At 58.8% G+C, this 16,886-nt stretch carries 13 protein-coding genes and 1 pseudogene; 3 read left to right on the forward strand and 11 right to left on the reverse strand.

Features of this window, described 5'->3' with window-relative positions:
* From U9R61_RS19460 to U9R61_RS19485, 6 genes and pseudogenes are all read right to left on the reverse strand, one after another.
* Nucleotides 1-425: pseudogene (locus tag U9R61_RS19460) on the reverse strand (hypothetical protein); the annotation flags it as partial.
* A 14-nt stretch (nt 426-439) separates the two neighbouring features.
* A complete protein-coding gene (locus U9R61_RS19465) occupies nt 440-1,339 on the reverse strand; it encodes a sortase (RefSeq protein WP_322490471.1) in 900 nt (299 codons plus the stop codon).
* Between the two features lie 247 nt (nt 1,340-1,586).
* On the reverse strand, nt 1,587-2,729 hold the full coding sequence (locus U9R61_RS19470; protein WP_322490472.1) for a pyridoxal phosphate-dependent aminotransferase: 1,143 nt from the start codon (nt 2,727-2,729) through the stop codon (nt 1,587-1,589).
* A gap of 6 nt (nt 2,730-2,735) precedes the next feature.
* Entirely contained in the window at nt 2,736-3,761 is a 1,026-nt protein-coding gene (locus U9R61_RS19475; RefSeq protein ID WP_322490473.1) for an LLM class F420-dependent oxidoreductase, read from the reverse strand.
* Nucleotides 3,762-4,438: 677 nt separating this feature from the next.
* Nucleotides 4,439-5,056, reverse strand: a complete 618-nt coding sequence (locus U9R61_RS19480) for an HAS-barrel domain-containing protein (protein WP_322490474.1) — start codon at nt 5,054-5,056, stop codon at nt 4,439-4,441.
* Between the two features lie 4 nt (nt 5,057-5,060).
* Nucleotides 5,061-6,272, reverse strand: a complete 1,212-nt coding sequence (locus U9R61_RS19485) for a DNA double-strand break repair nuclease NurA (RefSeq protein WP_322490475.1) — start codon at nt 6,270-6,272, stop codon at nt 5,061-5,063.
* A 437-nt stretch (nt 6,273-6,709) separates the two neighbouring features.
* On the opposite strand from U9R61_RS19485, the gene U9R61_RS19490 reads away from it, so the two are divergent.
* Entirely contained in the window at nt 6,710-9,589 is a 2,880-nt protein-coding gene (locus U9R61_RS19490; RefSeq protein ID WP_322490476.1) for a peptidoglycan DD-metalloendopeptidase family protein, read from the forward strand.
* Between the two features lie 172 nt (nt 9,590-9,761).
* A complete protein-coding gene (locus U9R61_RS19495; RefSeq protein ID WP_322490477.1) occupies nt 9,762-11,078 on the forward strand; it encodes a folylpolyglutamate synthase/dihydrofolate synthase family protein in 1,317 nt (438 codons plus the stop codon).
* 3 nt (nt 11,079-11,081) lie between these two features.
* Here U9R61_RS19495 and U9R61_RS19500 read toward each other — a convergent pair whose 3' ends face one another.
* The 4 genes from U9R61_RS19500 to hflX all read right to left on the reverse strand — a co-directional run bounded on the left by U9R61_RS19500 (nt 11,082) and on the right by hflX (nt 15,045).
* Nucleotides 11,082-11,870 (reverse strand): ABC transporter permease, encoded by a 789-nt coding sequence (locus U9R61_RS19500; protein WP_322490478.1) that lies wholly within the window; start codon nt 11,868-11,870, stop codon nt 11,082-11,084.
* A 448-nt stretch (nt 11,871-12,318) separates the two neighbouring features.
* Nucleotides 12,319-12,468, reverse strand: a complete 150-nt coding sequence (locus U9R61_RS19505) for a hypothetical protein (RefSeq protein ID WP_322490479.1) — start codon at nt 12,466-12,468, stop codon at nt 12,319-12,321.
* Between the two features lie 5 nt (nt 12,469-12,473).
* On the reverse strand, nt 12,474-13,376 hold the full coding sequence (locus U9R61_RS19510; RefSeq protein ID WP_322490480.1) for a hypothetical protein: 903 nt from the start codon (nt 13,374-13,376) through the stop codon (nt 12,474-12,476).
* Nucleotides 13,377-13,674: 298 nt separating this feature from the next.
* Complete coding sequence (gene hflX, locus U9R61_RS19515) at nt 13,675-15,045, reverse strand: GTPase HflX (protein WP_322490481.1); 1,371 nt, start codon at nt 15,043-15,045, stop codon at nt 13,675-13,677.
* Between the two features lie 274 nt (nt 15,046-15,319).
* Between hflX and U9R61_RS19520 the strand changes: the two genes are divergently transcribed.
* Complete coding sequence (locus U9R61_RS19520; RefSeq protein WP_172812285.1) at nt 15,320-15,490, forward strand: hypothetical protein; 171 nt, start codon at nt 15,320-15,322, stop codon at nt 15,488-15,490.
* A gap of 171 nt (nt 15,491-15,661) precedes the next feature.
* Here U9R61_RS19520 and U9R61_RS19525 read toward each other — a convergent pair whose 3' ends face one another.
* The gene (locus U9R61_RS19525; protein WP_322490482.1) at nt 15,662-16,666 is read right to left on the reverse strand and encodes a glycosyltransferase family 2 protein; all 1,005 of its coding nucleotides are present in this window, start codon (nt 16,664-16,666) and stop codon (nt 15,662-15,664) included.
* Between the last annotated feature and the right edge of the window lie 220 nt (nt 16,667-16,886).

Consider the following 16,886-nt stretch of genomic DNA (forward strand, 5'->3'; position numbering starts at 1 on the left):
GTTGGCGCGGGTGTAGCAGTAACCGGCGTCGGCGTCACCGGGGTTGGCGTATCCACCGTCGGCGTCACCGGGGTCGGCGTATCCACCGTCGGCGTCACCGGGGTTGGCGTATCCACCGTCGGCGTCACCGGGGTTGGCGTATCCACCGTCGGCGTCACCGGGGTTACCGTTCCTGGCGTGGGTGAATTTACCGGCGTAAACGTCGGTGGGCGCTGTTCGAGACTGGCCGCTGTTTCGGTCACAGCCATCAAACCCTGCGCTGGTGCAACCGGCGGGCGCAGCCAGTTGAGCGCTTCGAGAGTCAGCGGTACCACAATCATCAAAACGCTCACCGCAATCGCCATGAGTTCCCAAATCGTCCACGGCGCCGGAGCACGGCCACGACCGGGGGGCAGATTGGCGGAGCGCGACGGTTTCGGCGGCATAGAGCCTCCTCGTCTCACCTGAGCGGGCGCGAGTCAATCAGATCGGCGATCACGATCAAGCGTTGCGTATCCCAGTTGGTGCAGGTAATCAGGGTGAGTACAGGCGATGGCGTCGGATCCATCACCTCGACTTGGGTCGGCCAGACGTTGCGCATGTCACGCACACGATAGCGGTAGAGCCAACCACCCGCTTCTAAGAATATCTCATCACCCGGCTTGAGCGCCGGCAGATCACGAAACACCGCCCCACGGAGACCAGCATGGCCGGACAAGACCGTATTGCCCACCGTACCCGGCAATGCAGTGCCGTGATGGTAGCCGGCAGCATATTCAGCGACCTGCCAAGCGCCATCAACCACAAAGACCTCGTAGATCGATGTATCGAGCTGGATGCTGGGAATGCGCAACCGCTGCGGACGCGGATCGGTTTCCGGCAAGGGCTGCACGCGCGGCTGCGGAGCTAGATAATCAGGCGGTTCGACCGCCATTTCCGGCGCCGTAAACGGCAACGCCGGCAGATGAGGCGCAGCAGCGGGAGGTGCCACCGGCCCCGGCGGCTGCGGCAGCGGATCATAAACGGTGACCGGCGGTTGCGTTTGGCCCTGCCACGCCCGCCACCAATCACGTCCATAGCCATCGATCAGCCAGTAAGCGAAAACGGCGATCATCGCCACAAAGAGGGCGACTTCGGCGACAAGCAATGCACGGTCAACCCACGTGCGCCGCAAGAAACCACGCAGGGCTTGCTCGCGCTGCGCAGCGCGGGAACGCAGTTGCGCCGGACGCAACGGGTCGCGCCGGCCCGGTAGGTCGTTGAGAAGCAACTCTTGCAGCAATTCGTGGTCGCTGACACGCTGCACCGGCGGCGGCGACGACCGTAGTGTGGCGGAGCGGCGCTGCGGAAGTGTGGTCATCGTTGTAACGTTTCTGATGCCTAGCGTGAACGGTGGATCTGCGCGAGCACGCACGCGCTACTCTAACGCACGCAACCTGCTTTCATCTTGAGGAACGAGCGAATCCGCCTTTTTTGCGCTCTGTAGCCAACCAACTTGCTTGCCGATTGCAAGAATTATACACGACGATTGAGCGCTCTGCAATAGTCTGGCCGATAGAATGAGCCATGCGCAGCGATCATTTCCCATGAAGTGTAAAATAAAGCTCTTATGAAAGCGCAGCGCAGAGGCGCTCGATCCCAGCAGCAAAGAGCACCGGTTCGGTGAGCGCCGAAATCATGATGTGGCAGCCGTGTACTTCGCCATAAAAGTAGCCGGGATGGACAAACACCCCCTGTTCGAGCAGGTAAAGAGCCAGCGCCTCTTCGTCGTCCCAACCGCTGATGGCCGGAAAGAGGTAATAGCCGCCAGCAGGCGGGCGGGCATGGATGCGTGGATGATTGGCGAATTGGCGCAGGGCAAAGGTGATATTCGCACGCACACGAGACACCATGGTTGCCACAAAGGGTTCGCCCTCTTCAAACAGGGTCGGCAACAGAAACTGGCTGAGCGCATTCGCACCGAGCAGCGTATCGTTGAGCAATTCGAGCCGAGGAGCGAAGGCGCGCGCCGGACGATTCAGCGCGATCCAGCCTAACTTCAGGTCGGGCAGGGCGAAGAGTTTAGAAATCCCGTTGAGCGTAAAGACCGGCAGATCGGGATGGAGCGCGGCTAGCGGTGGGGTCGCAGGCACGCCGTAGGTGAAGGGGGCAAAGACCTCATCGCAGATGACCGGAATGCCGAGCAGGTCGAGCGTCGCTACGTGGCAATCAACGATGGCGCCGGTCGGGTTGTGCGGCGAGACGATCAAGATCGCGCGGGTACGCTCATCGGCGGCACGGCGCAGCGAGCGGGCATTGATCCGCCAATCGCGCTCTTCGTCGAGCTGGTAGCTGCGCAGTTCCAGATGGCGCAGCGCAGCGAGGTATTCAAACAACGGATAGGTGACATTCGGCACGAGCAGATTGTCACCGGGATCGGCCAGCAAGGCGAAGAGCAGGCTGTAGGCTTCGCTGGTGCTGGCCGTGAGAAAGATGTCTTCGGGTGTCACAGCCAACGACGGCGAACGGCGAGCATAATAGGCGGCAACCGCTTCACGCGCCGCCAGATCGCCGCGCGGATCGGGCCGGTAACGGCGGGAAGGCCAGTAGGCGGCTGCGGCTGTTGCCAACACCTCAGGCGGGAAGCGCAAGCCTTGCGCGGTAGGGTTGCTGCTGGTCAAATCGATCAGATCGCCACGGGCCGCGCGTGCCTGCCGGGCCTGTTCAAGCCGGTTCGGGGTGAGATCGAGCTGGGCAAAGACGCCGGCCATCGTGGTTCACCCATTGAGCGAGCTGGTAAGATGGCGCCAAAAGGCATCACGTTCGCCGGGCACAAACGGCAGATAGAGCGCAACCCGGTCAAGCAGACCTTCGTACCGTTCATGCAACGCTGCCGGCAAATCAGCCGGATCGGCCTCGACGGCAAATGTCGCTAGCATTGTCTCATCGATCAAGCCGGGCATGGCGGCCCACCGCTGCTGCGCCGCCAAGCGCGACAGCTCTTCGCCCACCTCTTCCCAGCCATGGCAAGCCAGTACAGCGCGATAGGTCGGCGTCGAGGCGTAAAACGCGATCTGCTGGCGGGCAAAGGCCCGCATCCGTTCGCGTTCGGCCCGATCATTGCCGGTGATGACCAGCGCGCTGCCGGCAATCGTGCATGTCGCCGGATCACGCCCGGCAGCCGCTGCACCCTGTGCGATCTGCGGACGCAGCACTTCGCGTAGATAGCGGGCACTGTTGAGAGGATGGGCATGGAAGCCATCGCACACTTCACCGGCCAGATGGGCTAAACCGGTATTGACGCCAGCGATATAGATGGGAATGTTGGGATGGGCGATCGGGCCGGGATTGAAGAAAGGCGTCATCAGGGTATGCTGGTAGTATTGGCCGCGATAATCGAGTTTGCCGCTAGTCTGCCAGCATTGCCAAATCGCGCGCAGGGCGCCGATATAGTCGCGCAACCGGCCCACCGGCGAATCCCACACACTGCTAAACCGGCGCTCGATATGGGCCTTGACTTGGGTGCCTAGCCCCAACACGAAACGTCCGCCGCTAAAGCCGGCCAAATCCCATGCGATTTGGGCTGTCACCATCGGACTGCGGGGGAAGGCAATCGCCACCGCAGTGCCAAGCGTGAGCCGGCGGGTATGTTCGGCGGCAACGACCAAGGCGAGAAACGGATTATGGGCCGTTTCCGGCGCCCAGAGTGCGGCAAAGCCGATCGCTTCAGCAGCTTGCGCCACGGCGGCGGCATTCGGCAAGGGATTGGCATCAACCTGAAAAGCGGCATCGAGCAAGAGCATAATGTTCTCCGTGACAGATCGGCTTCTGAATGGGTATGATAGCAGATGTTAGGGCAAGAGGTGCGGGCCACTACGGTTGTGAAACCCGCGGCGCGGGCTGGAGGTGAAGAGCCGCCAAGAGTCACAAAAGACACAGAATCTTGTCTTTTTGCGAGGTTTAGGTGTTTTTATGGTTATTCCTAATTTATGGAATGCGGCAGTGAAACTGCCGTATTCCACAGCGCAAGTTGGCTACCTTGCGCAAGACCTCCGCCACTGCCGCATTCCGTAGAGCAAGCACAGAAAGATGGTGGTCACATTCCCGGCCCTGAAGGGCTGCTACGGTTGCGAAACCTGCTACGCGGGCTGAGAGTGAAGAACTGTCAAGAGTCACAAAAGAGCCAACAGCTAAGAGGGTCTTTTTGCGCGGTTTGGATGTTTTGGTGGCTCTTCATCACTCATCCCACAGCGGAGGAGGGTTGGGGGGAGACAGATACTGCTACGAAACGATGCACAAATGATACGTTTTCGATGAGTAATAGAATCCCGCTCTTGGGGGAGATTGCTTCGCCTCGCGGCGGGCCGAGCGGTGCTTGGCCCCGACCACTCGGCTCGCAATGACAAGCGAGAATCGGCTCTTCACTCCACATCGCAAGACCAGCCACCGAGTGCTGTGACGATACCGTTGCGTTCGTCGTTTACGGCCTAATCCGGTGCAGCAGCACCGTCAACCGGTCATAATCCTCTTTGAACAGCCGAGCCAATTCACGGCCAACCCGTACCAGATAGGCAGGTCCATCACGACGCGCAGCGGCAATAGATCGCACTGCAGCCGTCAACACCTCATCACCCGGTACACCGGGAGCAAGCAAGACGGTGCGCAGAAAATCGAGTTGCTCGCCGAACATAACCAGTTCAGCATCAGTACAGGGATAGACTGAATAGTGAACCGGTGGCGGTTGTGGCGGTAAACGCTGAAGTAAACGGCCATGCACGACATAGCCAACGGTTAGCGCAGCGAACTCGGTTTGCAGTACCTCACTGAGATCGGGATGGGCACGGTAGATTTCATCATCGTAGAGATAACGCCCACTGTAAGTACGGCCACGCACAATCGCCCGACCACCCGGTTCGCGGCTGCCGGTATGAATATCGTAGACCAGCCCATACACCTGCACATTGGCATCACGGGTAGTGGCACGCACCAACGCGCCAAACGGCGGCGACTCGAGCAGCGCATAGGTTGCGGCGCGGAAGTTGGTCGTTGATGACTCGATCACCTCGCCGATTCGGCCATTTTGAGGTACCGTCGTCATAGGTTTATCCCTGCACAAATTGTTTACTCTCACGCTTCGCCGAAACTCCACTCGGCGCCTCAGCCCGTTGGAGCGCACCGGCAACCATCTGCTCAAACACCCGTCGCTCGACACTGCGGATCACCGCTTGCTCATGCGCACGTTGCAGGGCAATTGGATAGCCCAGACCGCGCGTGGCTTGATCGTACACCAACGCATGGATCTGATCGATAAACTGCGGCGTATCCATCACCCAACGCGGAAACTCAACCCGTGCCAATTCACGACCGATCCGCAGAAAGAAGAAGTGAATCGCGTGGTGTTCGTACCGCTCAACACTAATCCGGCTCAGCGAGCGAAAAATAGGACTGCGCTGACCTTCACGCAACCGCGGCGCAAACAGATCGGCATCGATCAAGTCTTGGCACACCATACAAGACGGGGTGCGTCCCTGCTTGGCATCACTGCACTGGGCGCAATTTGCCCCGCGCTGTGCTGTGACATTCACATCAGGACATAGCATCAACCGAACCAACCCCATCACCTCTGGCGAGCGACTGCGACTGATGTACGAAGCAACCGGGATGGCTAGCTTCTGCATCTGATCGAGATACGCCAAATACTGCTGCAAAAAGTGATCGCGTACTTTCGCGTCGGCATTCGCCAACGCCCATCGGATCAAGGTACCATCTTGTAATGCTATACGTGGAAGGTTCGGATCGGTCAGATAGTCGGCGGCTAATCGTGCCAACGCTAATCCTTCCTCAACATCACGCCGCATACTCAGCACCGCACCTTCGATGGGAATGCGGCGCGTGCCATCGGTCAAAAACAGCTCATCTTCGGTAAAGAAGAGACGGGGTATCGATTCGAGCCGAGCTGCCGGGTGGTCCCCATACCGGATATAGACCTGCCCAATGTTGATCAAGTAGCAATCAACCTCACCGTGGCGATCGACATCGAGATGCGAGCCATCGGTCGCTACGATGGCATAGTCGTTGGGTATCGGTGGCAAATTACCCACCGTATCGAGCGCCTCAACTGGATCGGCCAGGAGCCAGTTAAACGACGGTGCACTTACCTCAACCGCGGTATGCCATGTATCTTCCTGACCGACCCCGGCCAGATAGCGTTGGCGCACCTCATTAAGACGCCGATCACGCCGTCGCGCTTCACGGGCAGTGGTCTGGCCCATCACACGAACCTGTTCACCGAGTGCAGCGAGATTAAGACTCATGCCGACTCCTTCGCTCACCTGTTCGTATTGTTTAGGATAGATGATCCGGTACGGTCTGTCAATGTACGTGGGCAAAGGAGAACGTCACGGTAAAGGTGCAACGTTCGATATACCGAGAGCGTGCTGTGAGAGAGATCGCATTTCTAGTTTGTACCATACCGTTTGCGAGATAACCGGTGCCCCACGGAACGTGCAGGCAACTCACGCGCAACCATCACCACGCGCAGATTGCATCGCAGCTTGCATAGCGCTAGCGCTCCTACACAAATATCATCATTTTAGAATATTGCCTAGCTACGCTGTTCTTGCTACATTCGGATTGAAGGCAATCGATAGGCATTCATCCCCCTCCTCATCCGCCCCACATGCTTCGTAGATCTGCCGCAACCTACCAGCAAGAAAGGTTCGTTTAACCAACTAGCAACAGGGGGGACACCATGCAATCGAGCAAGCCAGAACCTTTTCTAACCCGGTTACTGTTCGGAACAGTCGTGTTGGCTGTGACGAGTATCCTCTTCGTCCAGTTCTTCTTCTCCTTCCGAAGTGAGACCGCTAGTGCTTCACCTGCACTTAATCCTGCGTTAGAACAGGCAGTGGGTGCCGAAGTCATTGCGCAATATCCGAATGCGGCAACAGCGCAGATCATTGTCTCACCAATTTCACAAGTCAAAGCATGGGTTTTCGGTTCCGTTGCAATTATTCCCCAACCCGCCGCAGATAACGCCCCAGACGAAGAGACGGCTCCGCGTATCCTGCTCTTTTTTGCCGAGCAAAGCAACGGCACCTGGCAGGTAGCGCTCGAACACTCTGCTGCATTTGACCAAGCGCTCACGCAAATCCCCAGAAACCTCTTGACGCCGGAACAGTGGTCAACAATGCCAACGACGGCGCAATTGAGTGGTGATGGGTCAATGGACCTCAACCTGCCATGGGCGGTTGGCGAGACGTGGTGGTTAACCAGTGGCCCACACGGTATTTCAAGGGCAGCTCTCGATTTTGCTGTCATTGGTGGTCGTGTACGCGCCGCACGAGAGGGAGTAGCCTATACCCCATGCGGTCAAGGTTCGGATCTCGTGCGGATCGACCACCCCGGCGGTTTTAGCACCAATTATTACCACCTTTCGGGGATTGCTGTCGCTAACGGGACTCCGGTCGATCGGTACACCTATATCGGCATGATTGGCACCGGTACTAGATGTCTCGGTAGTTATGTGACCGGTGCGCACGTTCATTTCTGGATCTCGCGTGGCGGGACGCGGATACCAATTGACGGAATTGACATCGGTGGCTGGACCGTCAGTGCGCTTCCCGGCGAGTTCAACGGTTGTATGACCCGAATTCGCGACGGGAATCGTCAATGTGTTCTCCACGACAGTAACGGCAATGTGATTGGAGGATACGGACTAATCACTAATGAAGGCGCCACTGGAAGTGGTAATCTTAAACCCAACCCGCCGCGCCTCGTTAGCCCGGAAGATGGCGCAATCATCAAAACGGCTACCGTTACCTTACAAATAGAAGATGCCGGCGACCCCGATAACGGGCCACGTTCTTGGCGTGATTACTACTTCATTATCATGAAATCTGATAACTCGTGGCGCACCGACTCGGGCTGGACCACAAACACGAGTTGGACCGTCCAACTACCGGGGGAGGGCAGCTATACTTGGACAGTCCACGCCGGGGATGGGCTTTCGCCGAGTGATCCTGCCCCCATGCGCACATTCACCTACATCCCCAACCGCCCACCCAACCCGCCGCGCCTCGTTAGCCCGGAAGACGGCGCAATCATCAGAACGGCTACCGTTACCTTACAAATAGAAGATGCCGGCGACCCCGATAACGGGCCGCGTCCCTGGCGTGATTACGGCTTCATTATCAGGAAATCTGACAACTCGTGGAGCACCGACTCGGGCATGACCACAAACACGAGTTGGACTGTCCAACTACCGGGGGAGGGCAGCTATACCTGGACAGTGCTTGCCGGGGATGGGCTTTCGCCGAGTGATCCTGCCCCCATGCGAACATTCACCTACACCCCCAACCGCCCACCCAACCCGCCGCGCCTCGTTAGCCCGGAAGATGGCGCAATCATCAAAACGGCTACCGTTACCTTGCGTGTGTCTGACGGTGGCGATCCGGACAATTGGCCGAACTCCAGCCGTAGATTCCGCTTCAGCATCGCCTCATCTGACAACTCGTGGCAAGCTAACTCCGGCTGGATTGATAGCCCAAGCTGGACAGTGCAATTGCCGAGCAAAGGTATGTATTCGTGGTACGCACAAACCAATGATGGTGCGGCTGACAGCGCCAGCAGCAGCCGGCGAACGTTATATTACGCTGTCGCCGTTCCGGTACCAACGCCACCACCACCACCAACTCCGGCGCCAAACGTCTGGCGAGTGCCCTATTACTCACAGCTCGATCCGCGATGGAGTGGGCAAATGATGAATCGGCCCTCCCATGCTACGTACTGTAATTACACTATCGGTCGAATCGGGTGCGCCTTAACATCGCTCACTATGGTAGCGCGTTACTATGGGGTTGACCACAATCCAGGAACGATGAACTCTTGTTTGGGAGCGGTTGCATGTCCGTTGTACTGGGGAAGCCCGCGGGTGAGTACTTGCACCAACAATAAGCTGCGCTGGGTGAGATGGCTAGAACCCTTCAGCTATGCCAATCTAGAGGCGGAACTCAGAAAAGGCCCGGTGATTCTCGAATTGCAAAAAAGCGATGGTAATATGCACTTCATCGTGGTTCTTGGCGGTAGCGGCTCGAATCCGGCCAATTACACCGTCCACGATCCGGGATTACGCAATGGTGCATACACGACGCTAGCCAATGCATTGAGCTACTGGAGAAACTATCGGCCAAACAGTATGCGCATCTATACAGGTACCCCCGCACCACTGCCGGCCAACTTGGCCGAAGACGGAGCGACCGCCTTACTCGCAAGCCAAGCAACGAACGTTGAGAGTGAGTCGATAGAACCGCTTGAAAGTCCACCCTTACTCAACGGGCAAACTATTACCGGAGCTATTGCACCATATCGGAATACCAGCACGCAGATGGTGCTTGAACTCGCCGCACAAAGCGCAGCCGGCACCGTGACAGAGATGCGAGTTTGGACGAATGCCGAACAGAGTAACATCTGGCAACCGTTCAGCCGATATGTCGCAGCACCACTGGCCAATACGTATTATGTTCAGTTCCGTGACTCGGTGGGAAACACTTCGGCGGTATTCTCAACCGGTTTGCCGCAAGCGCGCACACTGAACATCTACACCACGTTCATCCCGATGACCGCACGCTAGACACGCACGCACAATAGCCCCTGCACGGAGAGCCGTTGTCATACAACGGCTCTCCGTGCCTTGCCTGCCCATCCTCACCTTTGCCTAGCAATGGTATCATACACCAACGGCATCCATCCGTCGCACATCAGCCCTTGCGGGTAATGCGCGACGTTACGATTCAGAGTTGGCTATGTCCATCACAACGTACCAAGCGGCACTAGACTACATTTACAGTTTCATCGACCCCAGCCGTCAGGGATCACCCGATCCCTCGATTGCTCAACGCGGGCTAGACCGAATTACCGCATTGTTACGCGATGCCGGCAACCCACATCAACAATTACGCGCCGTCGTGGTAGCCGGTACCAAAGGCAAAGGTAGTACGTGCGTGATGATTGAAGCGATGGCACGTGCCGCCGGGTTGAAGGTGGGGTTGTGGACATCGCCGCACCTCAGTTCGTACCGTGAACGGATCCAGATCGACCGTGAGCCGATCAGCCAGCAGACGCTGATCGAGCTGGTCAATGCGGTGCAACCGCTGGTTGAGGGGTTTGACGCAGCGACCTATGGCCGGCCTAGCACCTTCGATATTGGTTTTGTGATGGCAATGCGCCATTTTGTCGCTGCGCAGGTTGATCTGGCCGTGGTGGAGGTAGGGTTGGGCGGACGCTACGATGCAGCGGCGACGATCACGCCGCTGGTCGCAGTGATTTCCTCAATCAGCTTTGATCACATGGCAATACTGGGGCCAACGTTAGACAAAATAGCTTTTAATAAAGCCGGAATTATCCGCTCTGGACAACCGGCGATTAGTGTACCACAACGGGCGGAGGCCGCCGAAGTGATCGCGGCCGAAGCGCAGATGGTCGGCGCACCACTCTGGCTTGCGGCTGAGACAGCAGTTGAGCCATGGGTTGGGACGACAATACGACTGGCTTATCCCACACCGCCACAGCCGGCGAAGTTGCACGGCGCATTCCAACGCGAAAATGCACGATTGGCAATGGGAGCAACGCTACTCTTACGCCGGCAAGGTATTCCGATCACAGACAATGCGATCCGACGTGGGCTAACCGAAGCGTGGTGGCCAGGACGGTTTGAGGTGATCGATGGTCGACCGCGTATCCTTATCGACGGCGCCCACAACGGTGACTCGGCCGTAAAGTTGTGGCAGGCTATCGAGCAAGAATTACCACATCGCCGGTTTATTCTCGTGCTCGGTACATCGCGTGATAAAGATATTGCCGCCATCGCTGCCGCACTCGCACCGCACGCCGATCACATCATCATTACCCGTTCGAGCCATCCCAAAGCGATGGACCTCGACCGTATCGCAGCTGAGGTGGAGCCGTTCGCGCGTGCACCAATGACCATCGTGCCTGTCGTGGCTGAAGCGATTGCAACGGCACGCACCCTAGCCGGTCCCGATGACCTGATCTGCGTTACCGGTTCGCTATTTGTAGCCGGTGCAGCACGCGAGGCGTTGGGGTTGGCGGTGGCAGATTAGAGGTTATGATGAGGCGCTCGTGTATGAGCGTAGTCCAACGCGCCAAAACAAGCGCGACGCCAGGAGTAACACCCCGGCGACCACCGGCGCGAGCGCAAGGTAGAGCGGATCCAGCAGGCCGATGAGTGCTGCTGCCGGGAAGGTAGTGAGGAAGGCGATTGGAATGATAAACGTCAAAACTAATCGGATCGTCGGGCTGTAAACCGTTACCGGAAAACGCCCCGTCTCGTAGATAGCGGTCAGCAGCTCGGTGACGTTCTCGACCTGCACTAACCAGAAAGCAGTTGTCACCAAGAGCATCCAGATGGCGTAGGCTGTTACGATGCCGCAACAGAGCAAAACGAGAAAGGCGAGCAGTTGCGCGGGAGAGGGCCACATATCGCCAAGCCAAAGCCCGTAACCGATCAAGCCTAAACCGGTGAAGAGATCGGGCAACACGAGCAGATTAATCTGGCGCAGTGAGGCCATAAACTGACTGTCAACCGGCTTGACTAACACAAAATCGAGTGTCCCTTTCTGAATATGTTCGACGATGCGGGTAATGTTGGGGCGCATAATACCGTCGATCAAGCCCTCGAAGATGCGAAAGAGACCGACGACCAGCAACGCCTGCGGCAACGTCCAGCCGCCGAGCGTGCCGCTAAACTGGAAGAAGACCAGCGTACCGAGCACACCCCACAGCAGCCACAGGCTGCTTTGGAGGAGCGAGGTGAGGAAGTTGACGCGATATTCAAGCGCGATTTGCAAGCTATTGTGGGCAAAGAGGGCGAATAGGCGCAGATAGCGGAGCATAGGTTTGAAACATGATGTAAAAATATGAAGCGGCAGCCTGACCAGCTATGTCTCAACACTATACACGATCGAGAACGTGCTAACAACATCACGTGGCGGCTTGCATACGCACACGCATTGCACGCGCTCAAGCAGGAGATTGCTTCGCCGCATCCGGCCGCTCGCACTGACCGAGGGGTGCGGCGCGTGATCGACTGTCATTGCGAGGGCGCAACGCGCCCGAAACAATCTCCCACTTCAGCGGGCCGCATACCTGAGCGGGTGGCTGCCGTGCTCGCATGAGCTGGCTTCGCCGCCTCCGGCGGCGCGCACTGACATACGCCGAGGGTACAGCGTGCAGTGACAGCAGCGACCATCAAACGGCTTGTTCAGCAATCCTACAAAGCGCCTGCTCTGCCGCTGCCGACAATGTGATTACACGCCGGCCCCTCGCCCGTTTACCGCTGTACTAACGGCACGAAGGACGCGCCGTGCTGCTCACGCCGCCCCAGAAGCCTCCCGTCAGCGTATAACCGTCGCCGCTGAGCACGCCGCCATTGGGTTGGTCAATCGTGCCGCTGAGCGCATAACTGCTACCGGTACTAAGAGGTAGCGCCACCGCTGTCAATGGTGCTCCACGACACATTGTACCCCCCGCCAGATTGGGACTGCGCCACCGGGAATGGTGGCAAAGATGCCGCCGGCAATGTTCTGATAGCCCCCACTGACCGTCGATTGCCGGCCACTGGCTCGGTTCGTGTTGCTGCCGCCAACCGTGGCATCGACCTCACTAGCCGTGTTCTGATTGCCGCCGCCAACCATGGCATAAGAACCGCTGGCATTGTTGCCACTCCCTCCGCCAACAGTTGCGATTGACCCAGTGGCATTATTGCCATTGCCACCGCCAATCGTTGTACCGATGGCATTGGCGATATTGTAGCCGCCACCACCAATTGTTGCGCCTTCGCCGCTCGCCGTATTGCTCACGCCGCCTCCCACCGTTGCGTATGGCCGGTCGCTGGTCGTTCCGGTATTATTGCCGGCTTGATTGTTGAAGCCGCCGCTCACGACGCTATAATCATCGGTCACACGGTTGGGGAAGACGTTACCGCCGCCACCGCCAATCGCTGAGCCAACGACGCCGTTGGTAATACTATTGCCGCTGAAACCGCCGATCAGGTTTGGACTCGTCGCGTTCGGCTGCGTCCGCAACCCCGGCAACGCGAGCGCATACGGTGCCGGCGTGAGCGGTTGGTGCGGGTTAAGCGTGGTGTAGCTGCCGCTGCCCGCCGGGCAACGCACGCTGATCGCCAGCCAGCGCGCATCACCGTCAAAGGCGGTAGCGCCAAAATCGAGCACGACGGTGAACACGCCATTCGTCACTGTCACATTGGTCTTGGTCTGGGTGCTGCCGATCTGGGTACCGGCAGCAGCGTCATCAAACAGGCGAAACTCAACATCGCAGGTTCCGTTCACCGGCCCGCCGCTTTGCGTCAAGCGACCCTGATAGGTGAACGCCGTTCCCAACGCCGCTTGCAGCCCCGCTGTCTCGCTCTACGCCGCCGTGCGCGAGAGGCCCAACCCCATCACCGACAACACGATCACGGCGAGTATGCCGGCCGTGCGCTTCATGCGAATGCTCCTTTAGGCTACGAAATGGTTAAGCATCACAGCAAAACAGCGACGTTGGAAACGATAACGGTAGGCATTATTGACCCATCGCAGTCTGCTGTGATGCCATCGTAGCAAACGAGCGTCCTCAAAATGTCCTTGGCAAAAAAGAACAGGGGCGCAGCTACGCTGCGCCCCTGCCGCAGTTCAAGCGTTATGCGCGGGCAAAATGGGTAAATTGGGCGGCCAACGCCGGAGGCAACCGGCCAACAATATGCGCGCCGTCGCTGCTGAATTCTTCGACCTCAATCACCCCCCTCTGCCGCCAGAGGGCCACGAGGTCGTTGCGCTGGTACGGAATCAACGCATCAACCCGCACCATCCGCTTGACCAGCGTCTCAACGATCCGCTCGCCGAGCGTCTGCAAGCCCCAACCTTGTTGGGCCGAGACGGCGACAATATCGCCGGGCAATCCCATTTCAGCCGCAATCTGCCCGACACCCTCGGCAGTCGCCCCTTCGAGCAGATCGATCTTGTTGAGCACGGTCAGAATCGGCTTCTGATCCACCCCTAGCTCGTGCAGAGTTTGCTCAACGGTTTGAGCATGCTCTTGGGCGTTGCGGTGGGTGACATCAACCACGTGCAACAGCAAGTCAGCCTCTTCGATCTCCTCGAGCGTAGCGCGGAAGGCTGCGACCAGCTTGGGAGGCAGCTTCTGGATAAAACCGACCGTATCGGTCATCAATGCGACAATATTGCTGGGCAACAACACCTGCCGGGTGGTCGGGTCGAGAGTGGCAAACAGCTTATCCTCGGCCAACACCTCAGCGCCGGTCATCGCATTGAGCAGCGTACTCTTGCCAGCGTTGGTATAGCCAACCAACGCGATCACCGGCACCCCGCTCTGGCGGCGGCGCTGGCGATACAGCTCGCGGTGACGATGCACATCGGCCAACTGCTCTTTCAGCCACGCAATCCGGCGCTCGATCAAGCGGCGGTCAATTTCAAGCTGCGTCTCACCGGGGCCGCGCAGACCAACCACGCCACCCGCCGAAGTACCGCCGCCGGTGCCGGCCTGCCGTTCAAGGTGCGTCCATTGCCGGCGCAGACGCGGCAGCAGGTACTGGTACTGGGCCAGTTCGACCTGCAAACGACCCTCGTGGGTACGGGCATGGCGAGCGAAGATATCGAGGATCAGACCTGTGCGGTCAATCACCTGCGTCTGCAACTCCTCTTCAAGATTGCGGGTCTGAGCCGGGCTAAGTTCATCATCGAACACGATCAGATCGGCCTGCATCTTTTCACGCAGCGCCGCAACTTCCTTGACCTTGCCGGGACCGATGAAGAACTTGGGCAGCGGTTCGGGCAGACGCTGAAAAATACGGCCTACCACCTCAAGATCAGCCGTCTTGGCGAGAAGGGCTAATTCATCAAGCGAATCTGCGACTGGCCATGGGCTGCGCGCGCTGGCAACCTCAGCGCCAACCAGCAGAGCGCGCCGGCGCGGCGTTGCAGTCGGATAAAGCCGTTTGCCGTCGTGAGTACGAATCTCGTTAATAGGAGTCTCCTTTGACTGAAAAACCATCTGCTTCACCATTGTCTTCATTGTAGCACTGTCGCCGGGTCGCTTCAAGCTGTTGGCAGGAATGAGGATTACATTGCGCCAACGACAACGCGCAGTTCAGCCGCCCTTAGCAAGCACAGTAGTAAAGCGACAACCAGTAGTGATTGTTATTTTTCGCACAATCACTAGTGTTCATTATACACTACGATCGATGTGTGGCGAAGGTTGCACCTTCGTTGCCATCCGGCGCGAGACAGCGTCGTCTAGCGTCGCTCAACGATAGAGGAGGTTGGTTATGTATGGCACGTGGCTCGAGTTGACGGCTGCCGAGGTGCATCAGCGCGATCTCATCCGCGATGCCGAACACGAACGGCTGGTGCGCGAAGCGCGTCGCCTCCGCCGCGAACAATCGTGGTGGTACCGGTTGTGGAAGCTGTTGCTGAATGCCCAACTGGTCAGTAAATAGAACTACGTCGCAGGGCAAGCCGCAAGACGCGCGGGCAGATGTTTGATAAACGGGCAGCCGAAGCGCTGCCTGTTTGCATTTCTATGGCGTGCGGCAGTGAGACTGACGCACGCTCCCCACTGTCATTGCGCGGGCGCAACGCGCCCGCAGCAATCTCCCGCGAGCACGGGATCAACCCGCCACCAACGCTGCCAAGCGCCGTTGGGTGCGCAGCGCGGCCAGCGGCCCACCGGGAGACTCGATCCAGCGGGCGAGGGCGGTGATCGAAGCGGTGCGGCGGGCCTGAATAATCCGGCGTTGTTGTTGCAAAACGGGCCATTCGGCCAGCGCCATCAGGCGACCGGCAATCATATCCGGCTGCCGGCGCAATGCGGCATACGCCAGCGCCATGCCGTCGTAGGCCAGCATTGCTGGCAAGCAGGCGGCCAGCAAGGGCGTCGGCAAACAACGGATCAGCATGCGAATCCGGTTACGGCCTAGCAGACGCTGCTTGAACGGACTAAACATACCGGCAGTGGCCGAATAGACATGGCGAGCGCGGGCGTGCGGGGCCAGCACACACCCCCAGCTGCGCAATTGGGCCCGCCACGCCAGATCGGCGTCTTCGAGATAGCTGAAAAAGTCGGCAAAGAAGCCGATGTCGTCGAGCATCGCGCGCCGCAGCAGCGCCAAGCCGCCACTGGCACCAAAGACCAATTGGGGCTGAGCCGGCAGCGCAGCCACCGGCAGCCCCAGCGCCCGATCGGTGGCAATGCCGTCGGCCTGAAAGCGAATGCCGGCCCCGGCCACCACCTGCGGACGGCGGCTGAAGGTTAAGACCCCGGCGGCCCAACCCGCCGCCGGCTGGTCGCGCAACGCTTCCCACAGCGCATCCACGCAACCCGGCTCGGCCAGCGCGTCGTCATTTATCAGCCAGATCAACTCACCGCGCGCTACCGCGATACCAGCATTCACGCCGCCGGCAAAACCGGCGTTGTACGGCAGCTCGATCACCCGCACCGCCGGCAGATGGGTGCGCACCCACGCGCCGGCTCGGTCGCGCGAGCGGTTATCGACCAGCACAATTTCGTCATACGGGCGCAACTGTACCTGCACCGCGCTGAGGCAGGCCGGCAGGTAGCGCAGGGCGTGATAGGTGGGTATGACCACCGAGATGGGTGGGCGGGCAGTAGCCATACGATGCTCGCGATAACGACAACACCACGCGAGTGATTGTAGCGCATGTGGGGAGGATGGAGGGCCGATGACCAAGGCGCACAACGAGCCAAGGCGCAGAGATGTGTAACACAAAGACGCAAAGGGCACGGAGATCGCAGAGGGTTGGGAATGGGGAGAAGGGAGCTAGCTATATACGGATCCGCACGGATGTGTGACCCTACAGAGATCTTGACATCTC

Source organism: Chloroflexus sp., assembly GCF_034431535.1.
Classification (GTDB): Bacteria; Chloroflexota; Chloroflexia; order Chloroflexales; family Chloroflexaceae; genus Chloroflexus.